Raw genomic sequence first — 15,839 nt, forward strand, 5'->3', positions numbered from 1 at the left:
GGGACGCCGCCCTGGCCTGTCAGGACGTTCGGACCGGCCAGACATACCCGAAAGGCATAGGCTCGCCTTCATGCGTAGAGCAAAGATCGTCTGCACCCTCGGCCCGGCCACGGAGTCGCTCGACATGATCCAGGCGCTGGTCGACGCCGGCATGGACGTCGCGCGCATCAACCGCAGCCACGGCGAGCCCGAGGAGCACGCCAAGGTCATCCAGAACGTCCGCGCCGCCGCGCAGGCCTCGGGCCGGTCGGTCGCCGTGCTCGTGGACCTGCAGGGTCCGAAGATCCGTCTCGGCCGCTTCATCGAGGGCGGTCACGACGTGGCCGTCGGCGACACGCTGGTCATCACGACCGACGACGTCGAGGGCACCAAGGACCGCGTCTCCACGACGTTCAAGGGCCTGCCGGGCGACGTGAAGCCGGGCGACCCGATCCTCATCGACGACGGCAAGGTGCTCGTGCGCGTCGTCGAGGTCGACGGGACGGACGTCGTCACGCGCGTCGAGGTGCCGGGCCGTGTCTCCAACAACAAGGGCCTCAACCTGCCCGGCGTCGCCGTGTCGGTGCCCGCGCTGAGCGAGAAGGACGAGACCGACCTGCGCTGGGGCCTGGCGCAGGGCGCGGACTTCATCGCGCTGTCCTTCGTGCGCAACGCCGCGGACTACGACCGCGTGCGCCAGATCATGGAGGAGGAGGGCCGGGTCGCCCCGGTCATCGCCAAGATCGAGAAGCCGCAGGCGGTCGAGAACCTCGCCGAGATCGTCCAGGCGTTCGACGGCATCATGGTCGCCCGCGGTGATCTGGGCGTCGAGCTGCCGCTCGAGCAGGTGCCGCTCGTCCAGAAGCGTGCGGTCGAGCTCGCCCGCCGCAACGCGAAGCCGGTCATCGTCGCGACGCAGGTGCTCGAGTCGATGACGACGAACCCGCGGCCCACCCGCGCCGAGGCGTCCGACTGCGCCAACGCCGTGCTCGACGGCGCCGACGCGGTCATGCTCTCGGGCGAGACCAGCGTGGGTGACTACCCGATCGAGACGGTGCGCACCATGGCGCGCATCATCGAGGCGACCGAGCAGCTCGGCCGTGAGCGCATCGCGCCCCTCGGCTCGACGCCGCACACGCGTGGTGGTGCGATCACCCGCGCCGCCGCCGAGATCGGCGAGCGGATCGGCGTGAAGTACCTCGTGACGTTCACGCAGTCCGGCGACTCGGCGCGTCGCATGTCGCGCCTGCGCTCGCCCATCCCGCTGCTCGCGTTCACGCCGGTCGAGTCGGTGCGCAACGTCCTGTCGCTGTCGTGGGGCACCCAGACGTACCAGGTGCCGCAGGTCGCGAGCACCGACGAGATGGTCGACCAGGTCGACAAGACGCTGCAGGCGCAGGGTCTCGCCGAGACGGGCGACTACGTGGTGGTCGTCTCCGGGGCGCCCGTGGGCGTCGTCGGGTCGACGAACTCGATCGTCGTGCACAAGATCGGCGACGAGTCCGACCGCGTCGCCTGACCGGTCGCAGCCTGACGCAGGCCCGCCGCGCCGCCCTTCACGGGTGGTCGCGGCGGGCCTTCGTCGTGCGCGGTGGTGCGCCGCCGGGTCAGGAGCGGGGCGCGAGCTCCCGCAGCGCGTCGACGAGGACGCGGTTGAACTCGTCGGGCGCGTGCGTGTTCACGTCGTGCCCCGCGCGGGGGACCACGGTCAGCCGCGCGCCGGCGTGCGCGCGCAGGTAGCGGCGCTCCTCGAGGCGCAGCGGGTCCCGCCGGCCGTTGACGAGCCACACGGGCAGGCTCAGGCGGCGCAGGTCCGTGAGCGGCGAGCACATGGCGAGCGCGGCGAGCATGTCGGTCACGACGTGCCAGGTCCCGCCGCCCAGGTGCAGCGCGCTCGTGACCCACGTGGACAGCCGGCGGTAGGCGCGCAGCAGCGGCCCGCGGGTCTGCGTCGAGCAGCCCGCGGCCACGACGCCGGCGATGGTGTGCTCGTGCCGGCCCGCGAAGGCGAGGCTCACGTAGCCGCCGAGGGAGAGACCGACGAGCAGCGGCGGCGTGTCGAACGAGCGGACCGCCGCGTCGACGGCCTCGAGCGCACCGGCGAGCGTGAACCGCTCGTGGGCGCGCGCCCCGTGCCCGGGCAGGTCGATCGCGAGCGCCGGGTGCCCCAGCCGCTCGAGCTCGGCGACCTGCGGCGCCCAGATGGCCGACGAGGTGCGGGTCCCGTGCACCATCACGATCGGCCGTGCACCCGACTCGTCGTGCGCGGCCGCGGTGGCCGCAGCGACGACCGCGGTGGGTGTGACGGCGGGTGTGGCGGTCGGTGCGGGGTGGTGCGGGACGGAGCTGATGGTGGGTCTCCCGGGTCGCGAGGTGCGGTGAGCATACGCGCCGTTCCTGGGCACGGCGGGGGAGTGCCGGCCGGGATCGTCGCGATCGGCCCGATCACCTCAGGCGCGGGCCACCGGGTGCCGATAGGTGCGATGACGACCGTCGTGCCATGGGAGGTGCCGTGAAGCAGCTGGGCGAGATCCTGCTCGAGGAAGGCCTGGTGACCGAGGCGCAGCTGCTGTCCGCGCTGGACGAGCAGATGACCGCCGGGTCCTCGCTCGGACGCACGCTCGTCGAGCTCGGTGTGCTCACCGAGGGACAGCTGGTCCAGGCGCTCGCCGCGCAGGCGGGCATGCCGTTCGTCGACCTCGACGAGTACCCCGTGGACCGGGCCGCGGTGGCGATCGTGCCCGCCGCACTGTGCCGCCGGTACACCGTCCTGCCCATCCGGATCGACCAGGGCGCGCTCGTCGTCGCGACGGCCGACCCCGGCAACGTGATGGCGATCGACGACGTGCGCACCGTCTCGCGGATGCAGGTCATGCCGGTCATCGCGACGTACGACAACGTGCTGCGGGCGATCGACCGGTTCGTGCGTGCCGACGGCGAGATGGAGGACCTGTCCAACGCGTTCGAGGAGTCGCAGGCCGAGGAGCAGGCGGCCGCCGACCTGTCGAAGCTCGGCGACTTCGTCGAGGACGACGCGCCGATCGTGCGCTACGTGAACCTGCTGGTGACGCAGGCGATCACCGACCGGGCGTCGGACATCCACATCGAGCCGACCGAGCACGACCTGCGGGTCCGGTACCGGATCGACGGCGTGCTGCACGAGATGCAGCGCTCACCCAAGAACATCACCGGTGGCGTGACGAGCCGCGTCAAGATCATGAGCGACATCGACATCGCCGAGAAGCGCAAGCCGCAGGACGGCCGCATGTCGGTGGTGCACAACGGTCGCAAGATCGACCTGCGCGTGGCGACGCTGCCGACGGTGTGGGGCGAGAAGATCGTCATGCGAATCCTCGACAACTCCACGGCGAGCCTCGACCTGCGCGACTTGTCGTTCCTCGACCACAACTACGAGACGTACAAGGAGTCGTACACCAAGCCGTACGGGATGATCCTGGTGACGGGTCCGACCGGTTCCGGCAAGTCGACGACGCTGTACGCGACGCTCAACGCGGTGTCGAAGCCCGAGATCAACGTCATCACGGTCGAGGACCCGGTCGAGTACCGGCTCGCGGGCATCAACCAGGTCCAGATGAACCCGAAGGCCGGCCTGACGTTCGCCGCGGCCCTCCGCTCGATCCTGCGCTCCGACCCGGACGTCGTGCTGCTCGGTGAGATCCGTGACCACGAGACCGCGCAGATCGCGATCGAGGCGGCGCTGACGGGCCACCTCGTGCTCTCGACGCTGCACACCAACGACGCACCCTCGGCGGTCACGCGTCTCACGGAGATGGGCATCGAGCCGTTCCTCGTGGGCTCCGCGCTCGACTGCGTCGTCGCCCAGCGGCTCGCCCGCCGCCTGTGCCCGAAGTGCAAGGTGCCGTACCAGCCGAGCCCCGAGGAGATGGAGGCGGCCCGGTTCCCCTGGATGCCCGGCGAGCCGGTCCCGGAGCTGTTCCGCCCGGGTGGGTGCACCGCGTGCTCGAAGACCGGCTACAAGGGCCGGCTCGCGCTGCACGAGGTCATGCGGGTCACGGAGGACATCGAGCGGCTCGCCGTCGCGCACGCGTCCGCCGCGGAGATCGCGTCGACGGCCGTCAAGCAGGGGATGACCTCGCTGCGCAACGACGGCTGGCACAAGGTCGCACTCGGGCAGACGTCCATCGAGGAGATCCTGCGCGTCGTCGCCTGACCTGCGCGAAGGGGTGAAGAAGCCGGAGCGATCACCTCAAGTCGGGTCAGACGTCCGCCGATGAACGCTCCGGGACCAGTCGGCCTGGCGTCGCGCACCGCGCGGCACCCGAGAGGGGAATGACGTGAGCGAGTACTACCAGCCGGCGGCGGGCGAGCCTGCTCGGCCGTTGCCGCCGTTCCGCCCCGCGGGGCCGCAGGCGGGCGAGCCGGTACCGCCCGCGACACCGACGATGTTCTCGCCGATCCCGTCGCAGTCGACCGGTGCGCCGGTCATGCCGGCCGCGCCCGCCCCGTCGGCGCCGCCGACGAGCAGCACGCCGCTGTCCGTCGCCGCCGTGCGGGACCAGTTCCCGCAGCCGGCCTTCGCGCCCGGCGGCTCGCCCGCGCACCCGACGTACGCCCGGGCGGCCGAGGGCGCGCAGCCCGCGTTCGTCCCGGGTGGCCCGCCGACGACGTTCACGCCGACCCCGGCCCCGACGACGTTCACGCCCGCGGGGGCGCCGACGGCACCCGCGACGTTCACGCCGGGCCCCGCGGCACCGACGGCCCCCGGAGCCCCGGCCGGCTACGCAGCCGCTCCCGCGGCGGCCCCCGCCCCCGGCGCGCCCGCCCGTCCCGCCGCGTCGGCGCCGGCCGGTGACGACAAGCGTCCGCGCGACCGCGCCCCGGTCGCCCGCGTCGGCATGGCGCAGGAGGCCCAAGAGGGCGACCTGCCGATCGACAAGGTGCTCACGCGCATGGTCGAGCTCGGGGCGTCCGACGTGCACCTGACCACCGGCGCGATGCCCATGGTGCGCATCTCAGGCTCGCTCAAGCCGCTCGAGGGCTTCGGCCAGATGTCGCCCGAGCCGCTGCGCCGTGCGCTGTACGCGATCCTCACGCAGAAGCAGCGCGAGACGTTCGAGGCGAACCTCGAGCTCGACTTCTCCTACGCCGTGCGCGGGCTGGCCCGGTTCCGCGTGAACATCTACCAGCAGCGCGAGTCCATCGGCGCCGCGTTCCGCGTCATCCCGTACGAGATCAAGCCGCTCGAGGACCTCGGGGTGCCCGCGATCGTCGGGAACTTCGCCGGTCTGCCGCGTGGGCTGGTGCTCGTCACGGGGCCGACCGGCTCGGGCAAGTCGACGACGCTCGCGTCGATCATCGACCTCGCCAACCGCACGCGCGAGGACCACATCATGACGGTCGAGGACCCGATCGAGTTCCTCCACCGGCACAAGAAGTCGCTCGTCAACCAGCGTGAGGTGGGCGCCGACACGCTCTCGTTCGCGAACGCGCTGAAGCACGTGCTGCGCCAGGACCCCGACATCATCCTCGTCGGCGAGATGCGTGACCTCGAGACGATCTCCGTCGCCCTGACGGCCGCCGAGACCGGGCACCTGGTCTTCGCGACGCTGCACACGCAGGACGCGGCTCAGACGATCGACCGCATCATCGACGTGTTCCCCTCGCACCAGCAGTCCCAGGTGCGCACGCAGCTCGCCGGCGCGATCCAGGGGGTGGTCTGCCAGACGCTCTGCAAGCGCGCCGACGGGCCGGGCCGCGCGGTCGCGACCGAGGTGCTGGTCGCGACGCCCGCGATCCGCAACCTGATCCGTGAGGGCAAGACGCACCAGATCTACTCGTCGATGCAGGCCGGCGCGTCGCAGGGCATGCACACCATGGACCAGCACCTGTCCGAGCTCGTGAAGAAGGGCACGATCTCGTACGAGGTCGGGCTCGAGAAGTGCCACCACGTCGAGGACTTCAACCGTCTGACCGGCCGGTTCTCCGGTGGCCCGCAGGGCGGAGCCGCGCTGGCCGACGCGCAGTTCGGGGCCCTGTGATGGCGACGACGGCAGGCAAGACCTTCGAGTACGCGGTCCGGGACAAGTCCGGGAAGATCATCAAGGGACGCGTCGAGGCGAGCAACCAGGCCGCGGTCGCGAACCGCCTGCGCGAGATGGGCCTCGCGGCCGTCTCGATCAACGAGGTCTCGACCTCAGGTCTGCAGCGCGAGATCACGATCCCCGGCATGGGCGAGAAGGTCACGCTCAAGGACCTCGCCGTCATGTCACGCCAGATGGCGACCATGATCTCGGCCGGTCTGTCGCTGCTGCGCACGTTGTCGATCCTCGCGGAGCAGACCGAGAGCAAGCCGTTGGCCAAGGTGCTCGGCGCGGTGCGCGCCGACGTCGAGACCGGTGGCTCGCTGTCGTCGGCGCTGCAGAAGCACCGCGACGTCTTCCCGCCGCTGATGATCAACATCATCAAGGCGGGCGAGGTCGGCGGCTTCCTGGAGCAGGCGCTCGTCTCCGTCGCGGAGAACTACGAGGCCGAGGTCAAGCTGCGCGGCAAGATCAAGTCCGCAATGGCCTACCCGACCGTGGTGTTCTGCATCGCGATCATCGCGGTCGCGGTCATGCTCATCTTCATCGTCCCGGTCTTCAAGAACATGTTCGAGGGGCTCGGCGGCGAGCTGCCGCTGCCCACCCAGATGCTCGTGTGGCTCTCAAACCTCATGCGCTGGCTCGGACCCGTGCTGATCGTCGCCGCGATCGTCTTCATGTCGTGGTGGAAGAAGCACAAGAACGACGACAGCGTGCGTCAGCGGGTCGATCCGTGGCGCCTTCGACTTCCCGTCTTCGGCGCATTGTCGAAGAAGATCGCAATTGCCCGTTTCTCGCGCAACTTCGGCACCATGATCGCCTCCGGCGTCCCTTTGCTCCAGGCCCTCGACATCGTCGGCGAGGTCTCGGGCAACTGGGTCATCGAGGCCGCCATCAAGGACGTCCAGGAATCCGTGCGCCGAGGCGAGTCGTTGACCGGCCCGCTGAGCAAGCACGAGGTGTTCCCGTCGATGGTGACCCAGATGATGGCCGTGGGTGAGGACTCGGGTGCGCTGGAGACGATGCTCGAGAAGATCTCGGAGTTCTACGACCAAGAGGTCGAGGCGACGACCGAGCAGCTCACGAGCCTGATCGAGCCCATCATGATCCTCGGTATCGGCCTCGTCGTCGGCGGCATGATCGTCGCCCTGTACCTGCCGATCTTCAACGTCTTCGACCTCATCGGCTGACCTTTCAGCGGCCGTTCGGGTGAATTCGGATCCCGGGTGGAACCGCCGCTCAAGGCCGAGTCGGACCCGGACGATAGACCGGATGCATCACCCGAACCGGCCCCGCAGGCTGGGGCTTTGATTCTGACAACGACAGACTCCGCTCGAACGAAGAGGACATCATCATGATGGCTCGCATCCGTAAGGCGATGAACGAGAAGGACCAGGGCTTCACGCTGGTCGAGCTCCTCGTCGTCATCATCATCATCGGCATCCTCGCGGCGATCGCGATCCCGGTGTACCTCGACCAGCAGAAGAAGGCCAAGGACTCCGCGGCCAAGACGGACCTCGGCAACGCCCGCATCGCGGTCGCCTCGGTCCTGACCGAGGCGCCCGACGCGACCGGCGTCACCGTCGGTGGCACGGCCCCGGCCTACACCTTCACGGCGACGGGTGGCTCCGCCACGGCCGCTCCCGAGGACTTCCAGGCGAGCCCGGGCGTCACGATCACGATCGCGAGCACCTCGCTCGACGACCTGTGCATCGGTGCCCACGTCGACGGTGGCAAGGTCGAGGACTTCTCGACCAACATGAGCGGCGAGATCTTCTCGGGCTCGACCACCTGCTGATCTGGTCCCCGCTGGGACTGGTTCCAGTCATGACAGTCCCGCCGTGGGGCACCACGCACGTGGTGCCCCACAGCGGTGTCTCGGAGGAGGTTGACGTGGCGCGGTGGCTGCCGGCCTGGCGTGGGGGCGACGAGGGCTTCGGCCTGGTCGAGGTCATGGTCTCGATGCTGCTGTTCGCGCTCCTCCTGATCACGACGATCGCGCTGCTGTTCTCGGCGATCAACGCCTCCGCGCGGAACTCGGCGATCGAGTCCGCGACGCAGTGGGCCTCCGAGCAGGTCGACACGGTGCACGCCTCTGTCGCCGGCCTCGACTCGGTCAAGGCGTGCCCGAAGTGGGCCGACGTGGTCTCGGCCGGTGCTCCGCCGAACCGCATGGACGGTCGCGGGCTCCCGCTCAAGATGATCGTCTCCGCGGGCGCAGCGCCCGCCAACTGCACCACCTCGTCGAACGCGCCGGTCGTCACCTACACGGTGACGGTCGTCGAGGCGTCCGACACCAGCAAGGTGCTCGCCACGAGCACCACGCGCATCGCGCTGGGGCTCGAGTGATCGCCCGCCTGCGCACCCGCGTGCGCCGCGCCGTGCGTGAGGACCGCGCCGACGCGGGCTTCTCGATGGTCGAGCTCATCGTCGCGAGCATGATGTCGATCATCATGCTCGGCATCATCGGGTCGCTGTTCATCAAGACCCTGCAGACCCAGGGTGCCGTCACGGACACGACCACGACGAGCAACAACGCGAAGGTCGTCTTCGACGAGCTGCAGGCGGCGGTGCGCCTCGCGGTCGAGACCGACGTGCGCTCGTCGACGTCGATGGCCGTCGAGCCGACCGACGGCCGCGGGGACGTCCTGATCCTCAAGACCCGGCAGAACCAGGGCGAGGTCGCGAGCACGGGTACGTGGCGGTGCGTCGCCTGGTACCTCGACGCCGACGACCAGCTGCACAAGATCACCCGACCCGCGCAGGCGAGTGGGACGCCAGCGACCTCGGTCAACCCGGCGTCGTGGCCCATCGTCGCGCGCGGTGTGGCCGCCATCAGCGGTGCGAGCCCGTTCGTCGCGCTCGAGCCCGCGGTCGACGCCGAGGCCTGGTACCCCGGCAGCATCCAGGCCGCTCTGACCTTCCGCGAGGGCGACTCGCGCGTCCCCGTCGACCTCTCGTCCACGATCGTCCCGCGCCGTCAGCTGCAGCTCGACGGCGAGACCCCCGGAGGCATGCCGTGCGTGTAGAGAGCCGCGTGATGTCGCTCGTGCGTCGCGCCCGTCGCGACGACGAGGGTGCGTCCCTGGTGGCCGTGATCGGCGTGAGCGCCGTGATCGCGGTCCTCATGGTGGCCCTCGTCGGCACGGTCGTGTTCGCGATCGGGCAGACGACGGCATCGCGCTCGTCGGTGAACGCGAAGTCGGCCGCCGAGGCGGGCATGGAGACCGCCGCGGCGAACGTCGCGAGCGGGACGTGCTGGTCCGGTGGCACGGGGTCGGGTACGAGCCCGGCCTGGCGCGCGCAGGTGCAGCGCCTCGTCTCGGGCGGCGCCGACCCGGCACTCGAGGCCTCGTGGACGAACGGCTGCCCGGTCGCGGCCCCACCCGGGGGCACCCCGACGCCGTTCCGGGTGATCTCCACCGGGTGGAGCGGCACGCCGGGCACCGGCAACGACTCGGGCGACATCCGCACGATGGTCGGCCAGTTCACCGTCGTGTCGCGTCCGACCTCGCCCGAGTTCGACTCCGCGATCTTCGGCGACGTCAAGACCGAGGCCAAGACGAACCTCACGCTCGTCGGCGCCGACGGCGACATCGTCACCGACCACTTCGACTGCTCGTCGGCGATGGACACCGACGGCGGCGTGTTCGTGAACTCGTCGCTGTCCGAGACGTCGATCATCAACACCGTCTGCAAGATGGACGGGAGCTTCATCAGCAAGGGCAACCTGACGTGCCCGGCCGACGGCTTCGTCGGCGGCGACGTGATCGTCGCGGGCGACGTCACGTGGAACACGACGTGCAAGGTCAACGGCAAGATGTGGGTCGGCGGCAACTTCTACTGCCCGACCTCCGGTGCGACCGTGCTGGGCGACCTCGTCGTCGTCGGCAACGTCGAGATCTCGTCGCCCTGCAACCTCAAGGGCAACATCCAGATCGGCGGGCAGCTCAAGCTGTCCAACCCCCAGACGTGGAACGGCAACGTCACGATCGCGAACGGCGTCAACGCGAACAGCTCGGTGACGATCACGACGCCGGGCACGGTGCGGATCAAGGGCTCGCTCACCGGCGGCTTCACCGCCGCGAACGTGACGGCGGCCTCCAAGACGATCCCCGACTCGTCGGTGTCCGCGCCGGCGGCGCCGGACATGAGCGTCTACTTCCCGCCGGGCGACCCGAGCCTGGAGTACCCCAAGCTGACCAAGACGGACGCGCGGTGGAGCGGCTGGATCCAGCGCAAGTGGCGCGTGGACCTCGCCGCGCTCAAGACCGGCCCGTACCTCGCGGACGAGTGTTCGCAGGACTGGGTCAGCGGGTCCTCGAACTTCAGCGGTCCACTGGTCATCGCGACCCCGACGATCTACGACCTGCAGCAGCCGACCGCCTCGGGCGGCTGCGGGACGTCGTCCGTCGGGCTCGGAGGCGGGCTGACGATCAAGCTCTACGCGGACGCGGTGCTGTTCATGTCGGGCGCCACGGTCAAGACGGCGTTCCGCGTCGAGTCGGGTGACGGCAACAAGCACAGCCTCTACCTCGTCGAGCCGTGGCCGTCGGGCAAGGCGGACTGCGCGGCCGTCGGCAGCGCCGGCAAGGGCATCACCTTCAACACGACCGGGTTCTCGCAGGGCCCGAACACGCAGGTGATGGTCTACACGCCGGGGACGGTGAAGAACACGACCGGCGGCAGCCCCATGCTCAGCCTCACGGGCCAGCTGTACGGCTGCTCGGTCACGCTCGACACCCAGATGAAGCTCATCTACTCGGCGGCGACGTCGGGCGGCGGTTCCGCGGGCCGCGCGTTCGTCGTCTCGGAGCGCTTCCGGATGGACAACCAGGCGCTCTCGCTTGCACCCTGAGCCCTCGTGATCATCGTCGTCCTCCTCGCCGGGTTGCTCGGCCTCGCGGTCGGGTCCTTCCTCAACGTCGTCGTGTGGCGCGTACCGCGGGGCGAGTCGGTCGTGTCGCCGCCCAGCGCGTGCCCGCGGTGCGGCCACCGCATCCGCGCGCGGCACAACGTCCCGGTGCTGGGGTGGCTCGTCCTGCGCGGCCGGTGCTTCGACTGCGGTGAGCCGATCGCGGCGCGCTACCCGCTGGTCGAGGCCGGGACGGGGGTGGCGTTCGCGCTCGTGACGTGGTTCGCGGGCGTCTCGTGGGTCCTGCCGGCTCTGCTCTACCTGGCGGCCGTCTCGATCGCGCTCGCGCTGATCGACCTCGACTGCAAGCGGCTGCCCGACCCGATCGTGCTGCCGTCGTACGGCGTGGCCGCGGCGCTCCTCGCGCTGGCGGCCTGGAACCCGGGCGGGACGGCGCAGTGGTCGGCGCTCGTGCACGCCGCCATCGGTGCGGCCGTGATGTTCGTCGTCTACTTCGTGCTGCTCGTCGTCTACCCGTCCGGCATGGGCTTCGGCGACGTCAAGCTCGCGGGCGTGCTCGGGCTGTACCTCGGGTACTACGGCTGGGCCAGCTTCGTCGTCGGCTGGTTCGCGGCCTTCCTGCTCGGTGGCCTGTTCTCGGTCGCCCTGCTCGTCGGCGGTCGCGCGGGGCGCAAGACGCAGGTGCCGTTCGGTCCGTGGATGGTGCTCGGGGCATGGGTCGGCATCGTCCTGGGGGACCAGATCGGTTCGTGGTACCTGTCGCTCATCTAGGCCCTCGGGACGCCGTGCGACCAGGAGAAAGAGCGCGGCATTCGCCCTCAAGTCGGACGAGTGGTCACCCGATAGGACTGTCGGAACCGCTCTACTGACGGAGGTCGGCCTGTGGCCAGCACACGTGTGATCGGACTCGACATCGGCGCGGGCGCGGTACGCGCCGCCGAGCTCGAGTTCGGCTCCGGTGGTCCTAGCGGGAAGAACCCGCCCACGCTCGCGCGGTTCGGTGAGGTCCCGCTGCCGCTCGGCGCCGTGCGCGACGGTGAGGTCGTCGAGCAGGGCATCGTCGCGAACGCGCTCAAGCAGCTGTGGTCGAAGGCAAAGTTCCCGACGAAGGACGTCGTGATCGGCGTCGGGAACCAGCGCGTGCTGGTGCGCGAGACCGAGCTGCCCTGGATGCCGCGTCAGCAGCTCACCGACTCGCTCGCGTACCAGGTCGGCGATCTTCTGCCGATGGCCACCAACGACGCGCTGCTCGACTACTGCCCGACCCTCGAGGTCGACGGTCCCAACGGTCGCATGGTGCACGGCCTGCTGGTCGCGGCACAGCGCGACACGGTCAACGCCAACGTGCTCGCCGTCGAGGGCGCCGGCCTGCGTCCGACCATGGTCGACCTCAACGCCTTCGCGCTCGTGCGGGCGCTCGCGCGCGGCGACTACGCGCACCGCACCGTCGCGCTGGTCGACATCGGCGCGCAGATCACCACGGTCGTGGTCGCCGCGCAGGGTCAGCCGCGTCTCGTGCGCGCCCTTCCCCTCGGCGGTCACCAGGTCACCACCGCGGTCGCGAGCGCGCTCGGCATCTCCGCCGCGGAGGCCGAGACGGCGAAGCGTGAGATCGGCGTCGGCTACGCGGTCGCCCCCGAGCGTCAGCAGGCCGCCGAGAACGTCGCGGAGGTCGTGCGCCAGCTCGTCGAGTCGGTGCGCAACACGTTCGTGTACTACGCGGGCAACAACCCCGGTGCGGGGATCGAGCTCGTCGTCCTCACCGGCGGGGGCGCGCACCTGCCGGGCCTCGGGCAGTACCTGTCGAGCGCGAGCCGCATCGCCGTGACGCTCGGCGACCCGCTCGCCGGCCTGCGTGCGGCCAAGTCAGCCGGTCGTGAGCGCCTCGCGGGACGTGAGTCGCTCATCGCCCTTCCCGTCGGTCTCGCGTACGGAGTTGCCGCATGACCTCGTTGCTGGATCGTCCGACGAAGTCGAAGTCGACGAAGGCCAAGGCCCCCCAGTCGATCATCACCGGCCTCCCGCAGGTCAACCTCCTGCCGCCCGAGGTGCGCGCCGCGCGCGGGCTGCAGAGCATCAAGCGCTGGCTCGTCATCGCGCTGCTCGCCGTCCTCGTGCTGTGCGCGCTCGTCTGGCTGCTCGCGCAGACCATCGCCGCGAACGCGCAGTCCGACCTCGAGGCGGCTCAGGCGGAGACCGCACGGCTGACGCAGGAGCAGGCGAAGTACGCCGAGGTCCCGCGCGTCCAGGCGCAGCTCGCCCAGGCGGAGCGCGCGCGGCAGATCGCCGGCTCGACCGACGTCGTCTGGAAGCCGTACATCGACGCGATCACGGCCGTGCTGCCCGAGGGCGCGAGCATCGACTCGTTCATCGTGGCCGGCGCGACCCCGATGGAGGGTGCGGCCGCGCCGGCGAACCTCCTGCAGGCCCCGAGCATCGGCAACCTCACGTTCGCGGCCCGGTCCGTGACCGTCCCGGATGTCGCCGCACTCATGGACGCGCTCGACTCGATCCCGGGCTTCGCCGACTCCTTCGTGACCGCTGTGACGATCACGGAGACCGAGGGCTTCGGCGTGTATTACAAGATCGACGGCAGCGTGCAGATCCAGCCCAGCGTCCTGTCGGGGCGGTTCGAGCCTGCCGACCCCGCCGCTGACGCGGCTGCGGACGCCGACGCGGACGCGAAGGACGAGGGCGAGTGATGGGGAACAGCAAGAAGTCCACCTGGATCGGCGGCACGGCGTTCATCGCGGTCGTCCTCATGGCGATGGCCTGGTTCCTGCTCGTCTCGCCGGTTCTCAGCCGGGCCGACGAGACGAAGGCCCAGACCGAGCAGACCGAGCAGCAGAACGTGGTCCTGCGCCAGAAGGTCGACGAGCTGAAGGCCGACTTCGCGCACCTCGAGGAGTACAAGGCGGAGCTCGCCGGCCTCCAGAAGGGCATCCCCACCACCGTCCAGCTCTCGTCCTACCTGCGTCAGCTCAACGACGTGGCTGCCGCGTACGGCGTCGTCGTCACGCAGCTCACGCCCTCGAACCCGCAGGCGATCACGCTCGCGACGCCCGTCGGCACCAACCCGGCCGACGCGTCGGGCGGCGTCTCGACCGAGGCGCCCGCGAGCGACCCCACGCCGAGCCCGAGCGCGTCCGCGGGTGCCGGGGACGCGACGGCGGAGCCCGCGCAGCCTGCCGCACCCGCGGTCCCCGCGGGCATGAGCGCGGTGCCGGTGTCGGTCATCGTGATGGGCACCTACCAGAACACGCTGGCCTTCCTCGACGGCCTGCAGAAGACCGAGCGGCTCTTCCTCGTCGGCGGTATGAACGCGCAGGCACAGGAGGAGAACGCGCAGCAGGACGGCAGGCCCGCGACCGAGCTCGCCGACCTCGAGCTCACCGTCGACGGCTTCATCTGGGTCCTGCCCGACGGCACGCTCGGCGCCGCACCGGTCGGCGAGGGCGAGGAGGAGCCGCCGCTGCCGACCCCGGGCTCCGACCGCAACCCGTTCTACCCGATCGAGGGCTCCGACTCGGCCTCGTCCGACTGAGGACGGCAGCCACCCGTCAGGCCGACCAGGGCCGTCCCGCGTGCGGGGCGGCCCTGGGTCGCGTGAGGGGCCCGGCCGGACGGCGCGTCCACGTCGCAGACGACGGACGAGTGGCCGGCACCTGCATGGAAGGATGACCGCATGCTGCGCTGGTTGACGGCGGGGGAGTCTCACGGCCCCGCACTGGTCGGGATCCTCGAGGGCGTGCCTGCGGGGGTCGAGGTGCGTACCCAGGACGTCCAGGACGCCCTGGCGCGTCGCCGCCTCGGCTACGGCCGGGGCGCACGGATGAAGTTCGAGCAGGACGAGGTGCGGCTGCTGGGCGGCGTCCGGCACGGCCTGACCCAGGGAGGTCCGGTCGCGATCGAGGTGGGCAACACCGAGTGGCCCAAGTGGGTCGACGTCATGTCCGCCGATCCCGTGGACGACCCGGCGGTCCTGCAGCGCGCCCGGAACGCCCCCTTGACGCGGCCCCGCCCGGGGCACGCCGACCTCGTCGGGATGCGCAAGTACGCGTTCGACGACGCCCGTCCCGTGCTCGAGCGCGCATCGGCTCGCGAGACCGCGACGCGCGTCGCGCTCGGGGTCGTGGCCGCGAAGCTGCTCGAGCAGGCGGCGGGCATCCGGCTCGTCTCGCACGTCGTCGGGATCGGCCCGGTCGCCGTGCCGGACGACGCGGAGCTGCCCGGCCCCGACGACGTCGCCGCGCTCGACGCGGACCCCGTGCGCTGCTTCCACGGCGAGACCTCGGCGGCGATGGTCGCGGAGATCGACGAGTGCCACAAGGACGGCGACACGCTCGGCGGCGTCGTCGAGGTCCTCGCGTACGGCGTCCCGTCCGGGCTCGGCTCGCACGTGCACGGCGACCGGCGGCTCGACTCGCGCCTTGCCGGCGCGCTCATGGGCATCCAGGCGATCAAGGGCGTCGAGGTCGGTGACGGCTTCCGCACCGCGGCACGCCGCGGTTCGCAGGCGCACGACGAGATCGACCGCGTCGACGGGCGCGTGCAGCGCCGCTCGAACCGTGCGGGTGGCCTCGAGGGCGGCATGACGAACGGCGAGATCCTGCGCGTGCGCGCGGCCATGAAGCCCATCTCGACGGTCCCGCGCGCGCTCGCGACGATCGACACGAGCACGGGCGAGCCGGCCACCGCGCAGCACCAGCGCTCGGACGTGTGCGCGGTCCCGCCGGCGGCGGTCGTCGCCGAGGCGATGGTGGCGCTCGTCCTCGCGGACGCGCTGCTGGAGAAGACCGGAGGGGACTCGGTGGGCGAGGTGCGGCGCAACCTCGAGGCGTACCTCGACGCGATCCCCGAGCTGCTGCGCTGAGCCCCGGCGGCGGCGCCGGCCCGCACGGCACGGCGCGCGCTCCTGAACG

General features: G+C 70.9%; 14 protein-coding genes. 13 read left to right on the top strand and 1 reads right to left on the bottom strand.

The genetic code is table 11. From position 1 onward, the window contains the following. Positions 1-70: 70 nt before the first annotated feature. Complete coding sequence (pyk, locus tag CBP52_RS04270) at positions 71-1,498, top strand: pyruvate kinase (RefSeq protein ID WP_094179957.1); 1,428 nt, start codon at positions 71-73, stop codon at positions 1,496-1,498. An 88-nt stretch (positions 1,499-1,586) separates the two neighbouring features. Here pyk and CBP52_RS04275 read toward each other — a convergent pair whose 3' ends face one another. Continuing rightward, on the bottom strand, positions 1,587-2,213 hold the full coding sequence (locus CBP52_RS04275; RefSeq protein WP_094179958.1) for an alpha/beta fold hydrolase: 627 nt from the start codon (positions 2,211-2,213) through the stop codon (positions 1,587-1,589). A gap of 278 nt (positions 2,214-2,491) precedes the next feature. Between CBP52_RS04275 and CBP52_RS04285 the strand changes: the two genes are divergently transcribed. From CBP52_RS04285 to aroC, 12 genes are all read left to right on the top strand, one after another. Beyond that, complete coding sequence (locus CBP52_RS04285; protein WP_094182144.1) at positions 2,492-4,171, top strand: GspE/PulE family protein; 1,680 nt, start codon at positions 2,492-2,494, stop codon at positions 4,169-4,171. 124 nt (positions 4,172-4,295) lie between these two features. Continuing rightward, a complete protein-coding gene (locus CBP52_RS18555; protein WP_304441733.1) occupies positions 4,296-5,999 on the top strand; it encodes a type IV pilus twitching motility protein PilT in 1,704 nt (567 codons plus the stop codon). Next, positions 5,999-7,231, top strand: coding sequence for a type II secretion system F family protein (locus CBP52_RS04300; RefSeq protein ID WP_094179961.1), 1,233 nt, complete (start codon positions 5,999-6,001; stop codon positions 7,229-7,231). Before CBP52_RS18555 ends, CBP52_RS04300 begins: the two co-directional genes overlap by 1 nt. A gap of 164 nt (positions 7,232-7,395) precedes the next feature. Beyond that, the gene (locus CBP52_RS04305) at positions 7,396-7,839 is read left to right on the top strand and encodes a prepilin-type N-terminal cleavage/methylation domain-containing protein (protein WP_094179962.1); all 444 of its coding nucleotides are present in this window, start codon (positions 7,396-7,398) and stop codon (positions 7,837-7,839) included. A 95-nt stretch (positions 7,840-7,934) separates the two neighbouring features. Continuing rightward, positions 7,935-8,390, top strand: coding sequence for a hypothetical protein (locus CBP52_RS04310; RefSeq protein ID WP_094179963.1), 456 nt, complete (start codon positions 7,935-7,937; stop codon positions 8,388-8,390). Next, complete coding sequence (locus CBP52_RS04315; protein ID WP_094179964.1) at positions 8,387-9,070, top strand: PilW family protein; 684 nt, start codon at positions 8,387-8,389, stop codon at positions 9,068-9,070. The genes CBP52_RS04310 and CBP52_RS04315 overlap by 4 nt, the downstream gene beginning before the upstream one ends. Further along, positions 9,061-10,899: a hypothetical protein gene (locus CBP52_RS04320; RefSeq protein WP_157732495.1), complete on the top strand. Its 1,839-nt coding sequence runs from the start codon at positions 9,061-9,063 to the stop codon at positions 10,897-10,899. Before CBP52_RS04315 ends, CBP52_RS04320 begins: the two co-directional genes overlap by 10 nt. Positions 10,900-10,905: 6 nt before the next feature. Beyond that, positions 10,906-11,688, top strand: coding sequence for an A24 family peptidase (locus CBP52_RS04325; RefSeq protein WP_094179966.1), 783 nt, complete (start codon positions 10,906-10,908; stop codon positions 11,686-11,688). Positions 11,689-11,799: 111 nt separating this feature from the next. Beyond that, a complete protein-coding gene (gene pilM / locus CBP52_RS04330; protein WP_094179967.1) occupies positions 11,800-12,864 on the top strand; it encodes a type IV pilus assembly protein PilM in 1,065 nt (354 codons plus the stop codon). After that, positions 12,861-13,619 (top strand): PilN domain-containing protein, encoded by a 759-nt coding sequence (locus tag CBP52_RS04335; RefSeq protein ID WP_198303525.1) that lies wholly within the window; start codon positions 12,861-12,863, stop codon positions 13,617-13,619. The genes pilM and CBP52_RS04335 overlap by 4 nt, the downstream gene beginning before the upstream one ends. Beyond that, positions 13,619-14,461 carry a hypothetical protein gene (locus CBP52_RS04340; RefSeq protein WP_094179968.1) on the top strand — a complete coding sequence of 281 codons (843 nt, stop codon included), beginning with the start codon at positions 13,619-13,621 and terminating at the stop codon, positions 14,459-14,461. Before CBP52_RS04335 ends, CBP52_RS04340 begins: the two co-directional genes overlap by 1 nt. A 141-nt stretch (positions 14,462-14,602) precedes the next feature. After that, positions 14,603-15,790, top strand: coding sequence for a chorismate synthase (aroC, locus tag CBP52_RS04345; protein WP_094179969.1), 1,188 nt, complete (start codon positions 14,603-14,605; stop codon positions 15,788-15,790). Positions 15,791-15,839 lie beyond the last annotated feature (49 nt).

Source organism: Cellulomonas sp. PSBB021, assembly GCF_002240455.1.
GTDB classification, from domain to species: domain Bacteria; phylum Actinomycetota; class Actinomycetes; order Actinomycetales; family Cellulomonadaceae; genus Cellulomonas; species Cellulomonas uda.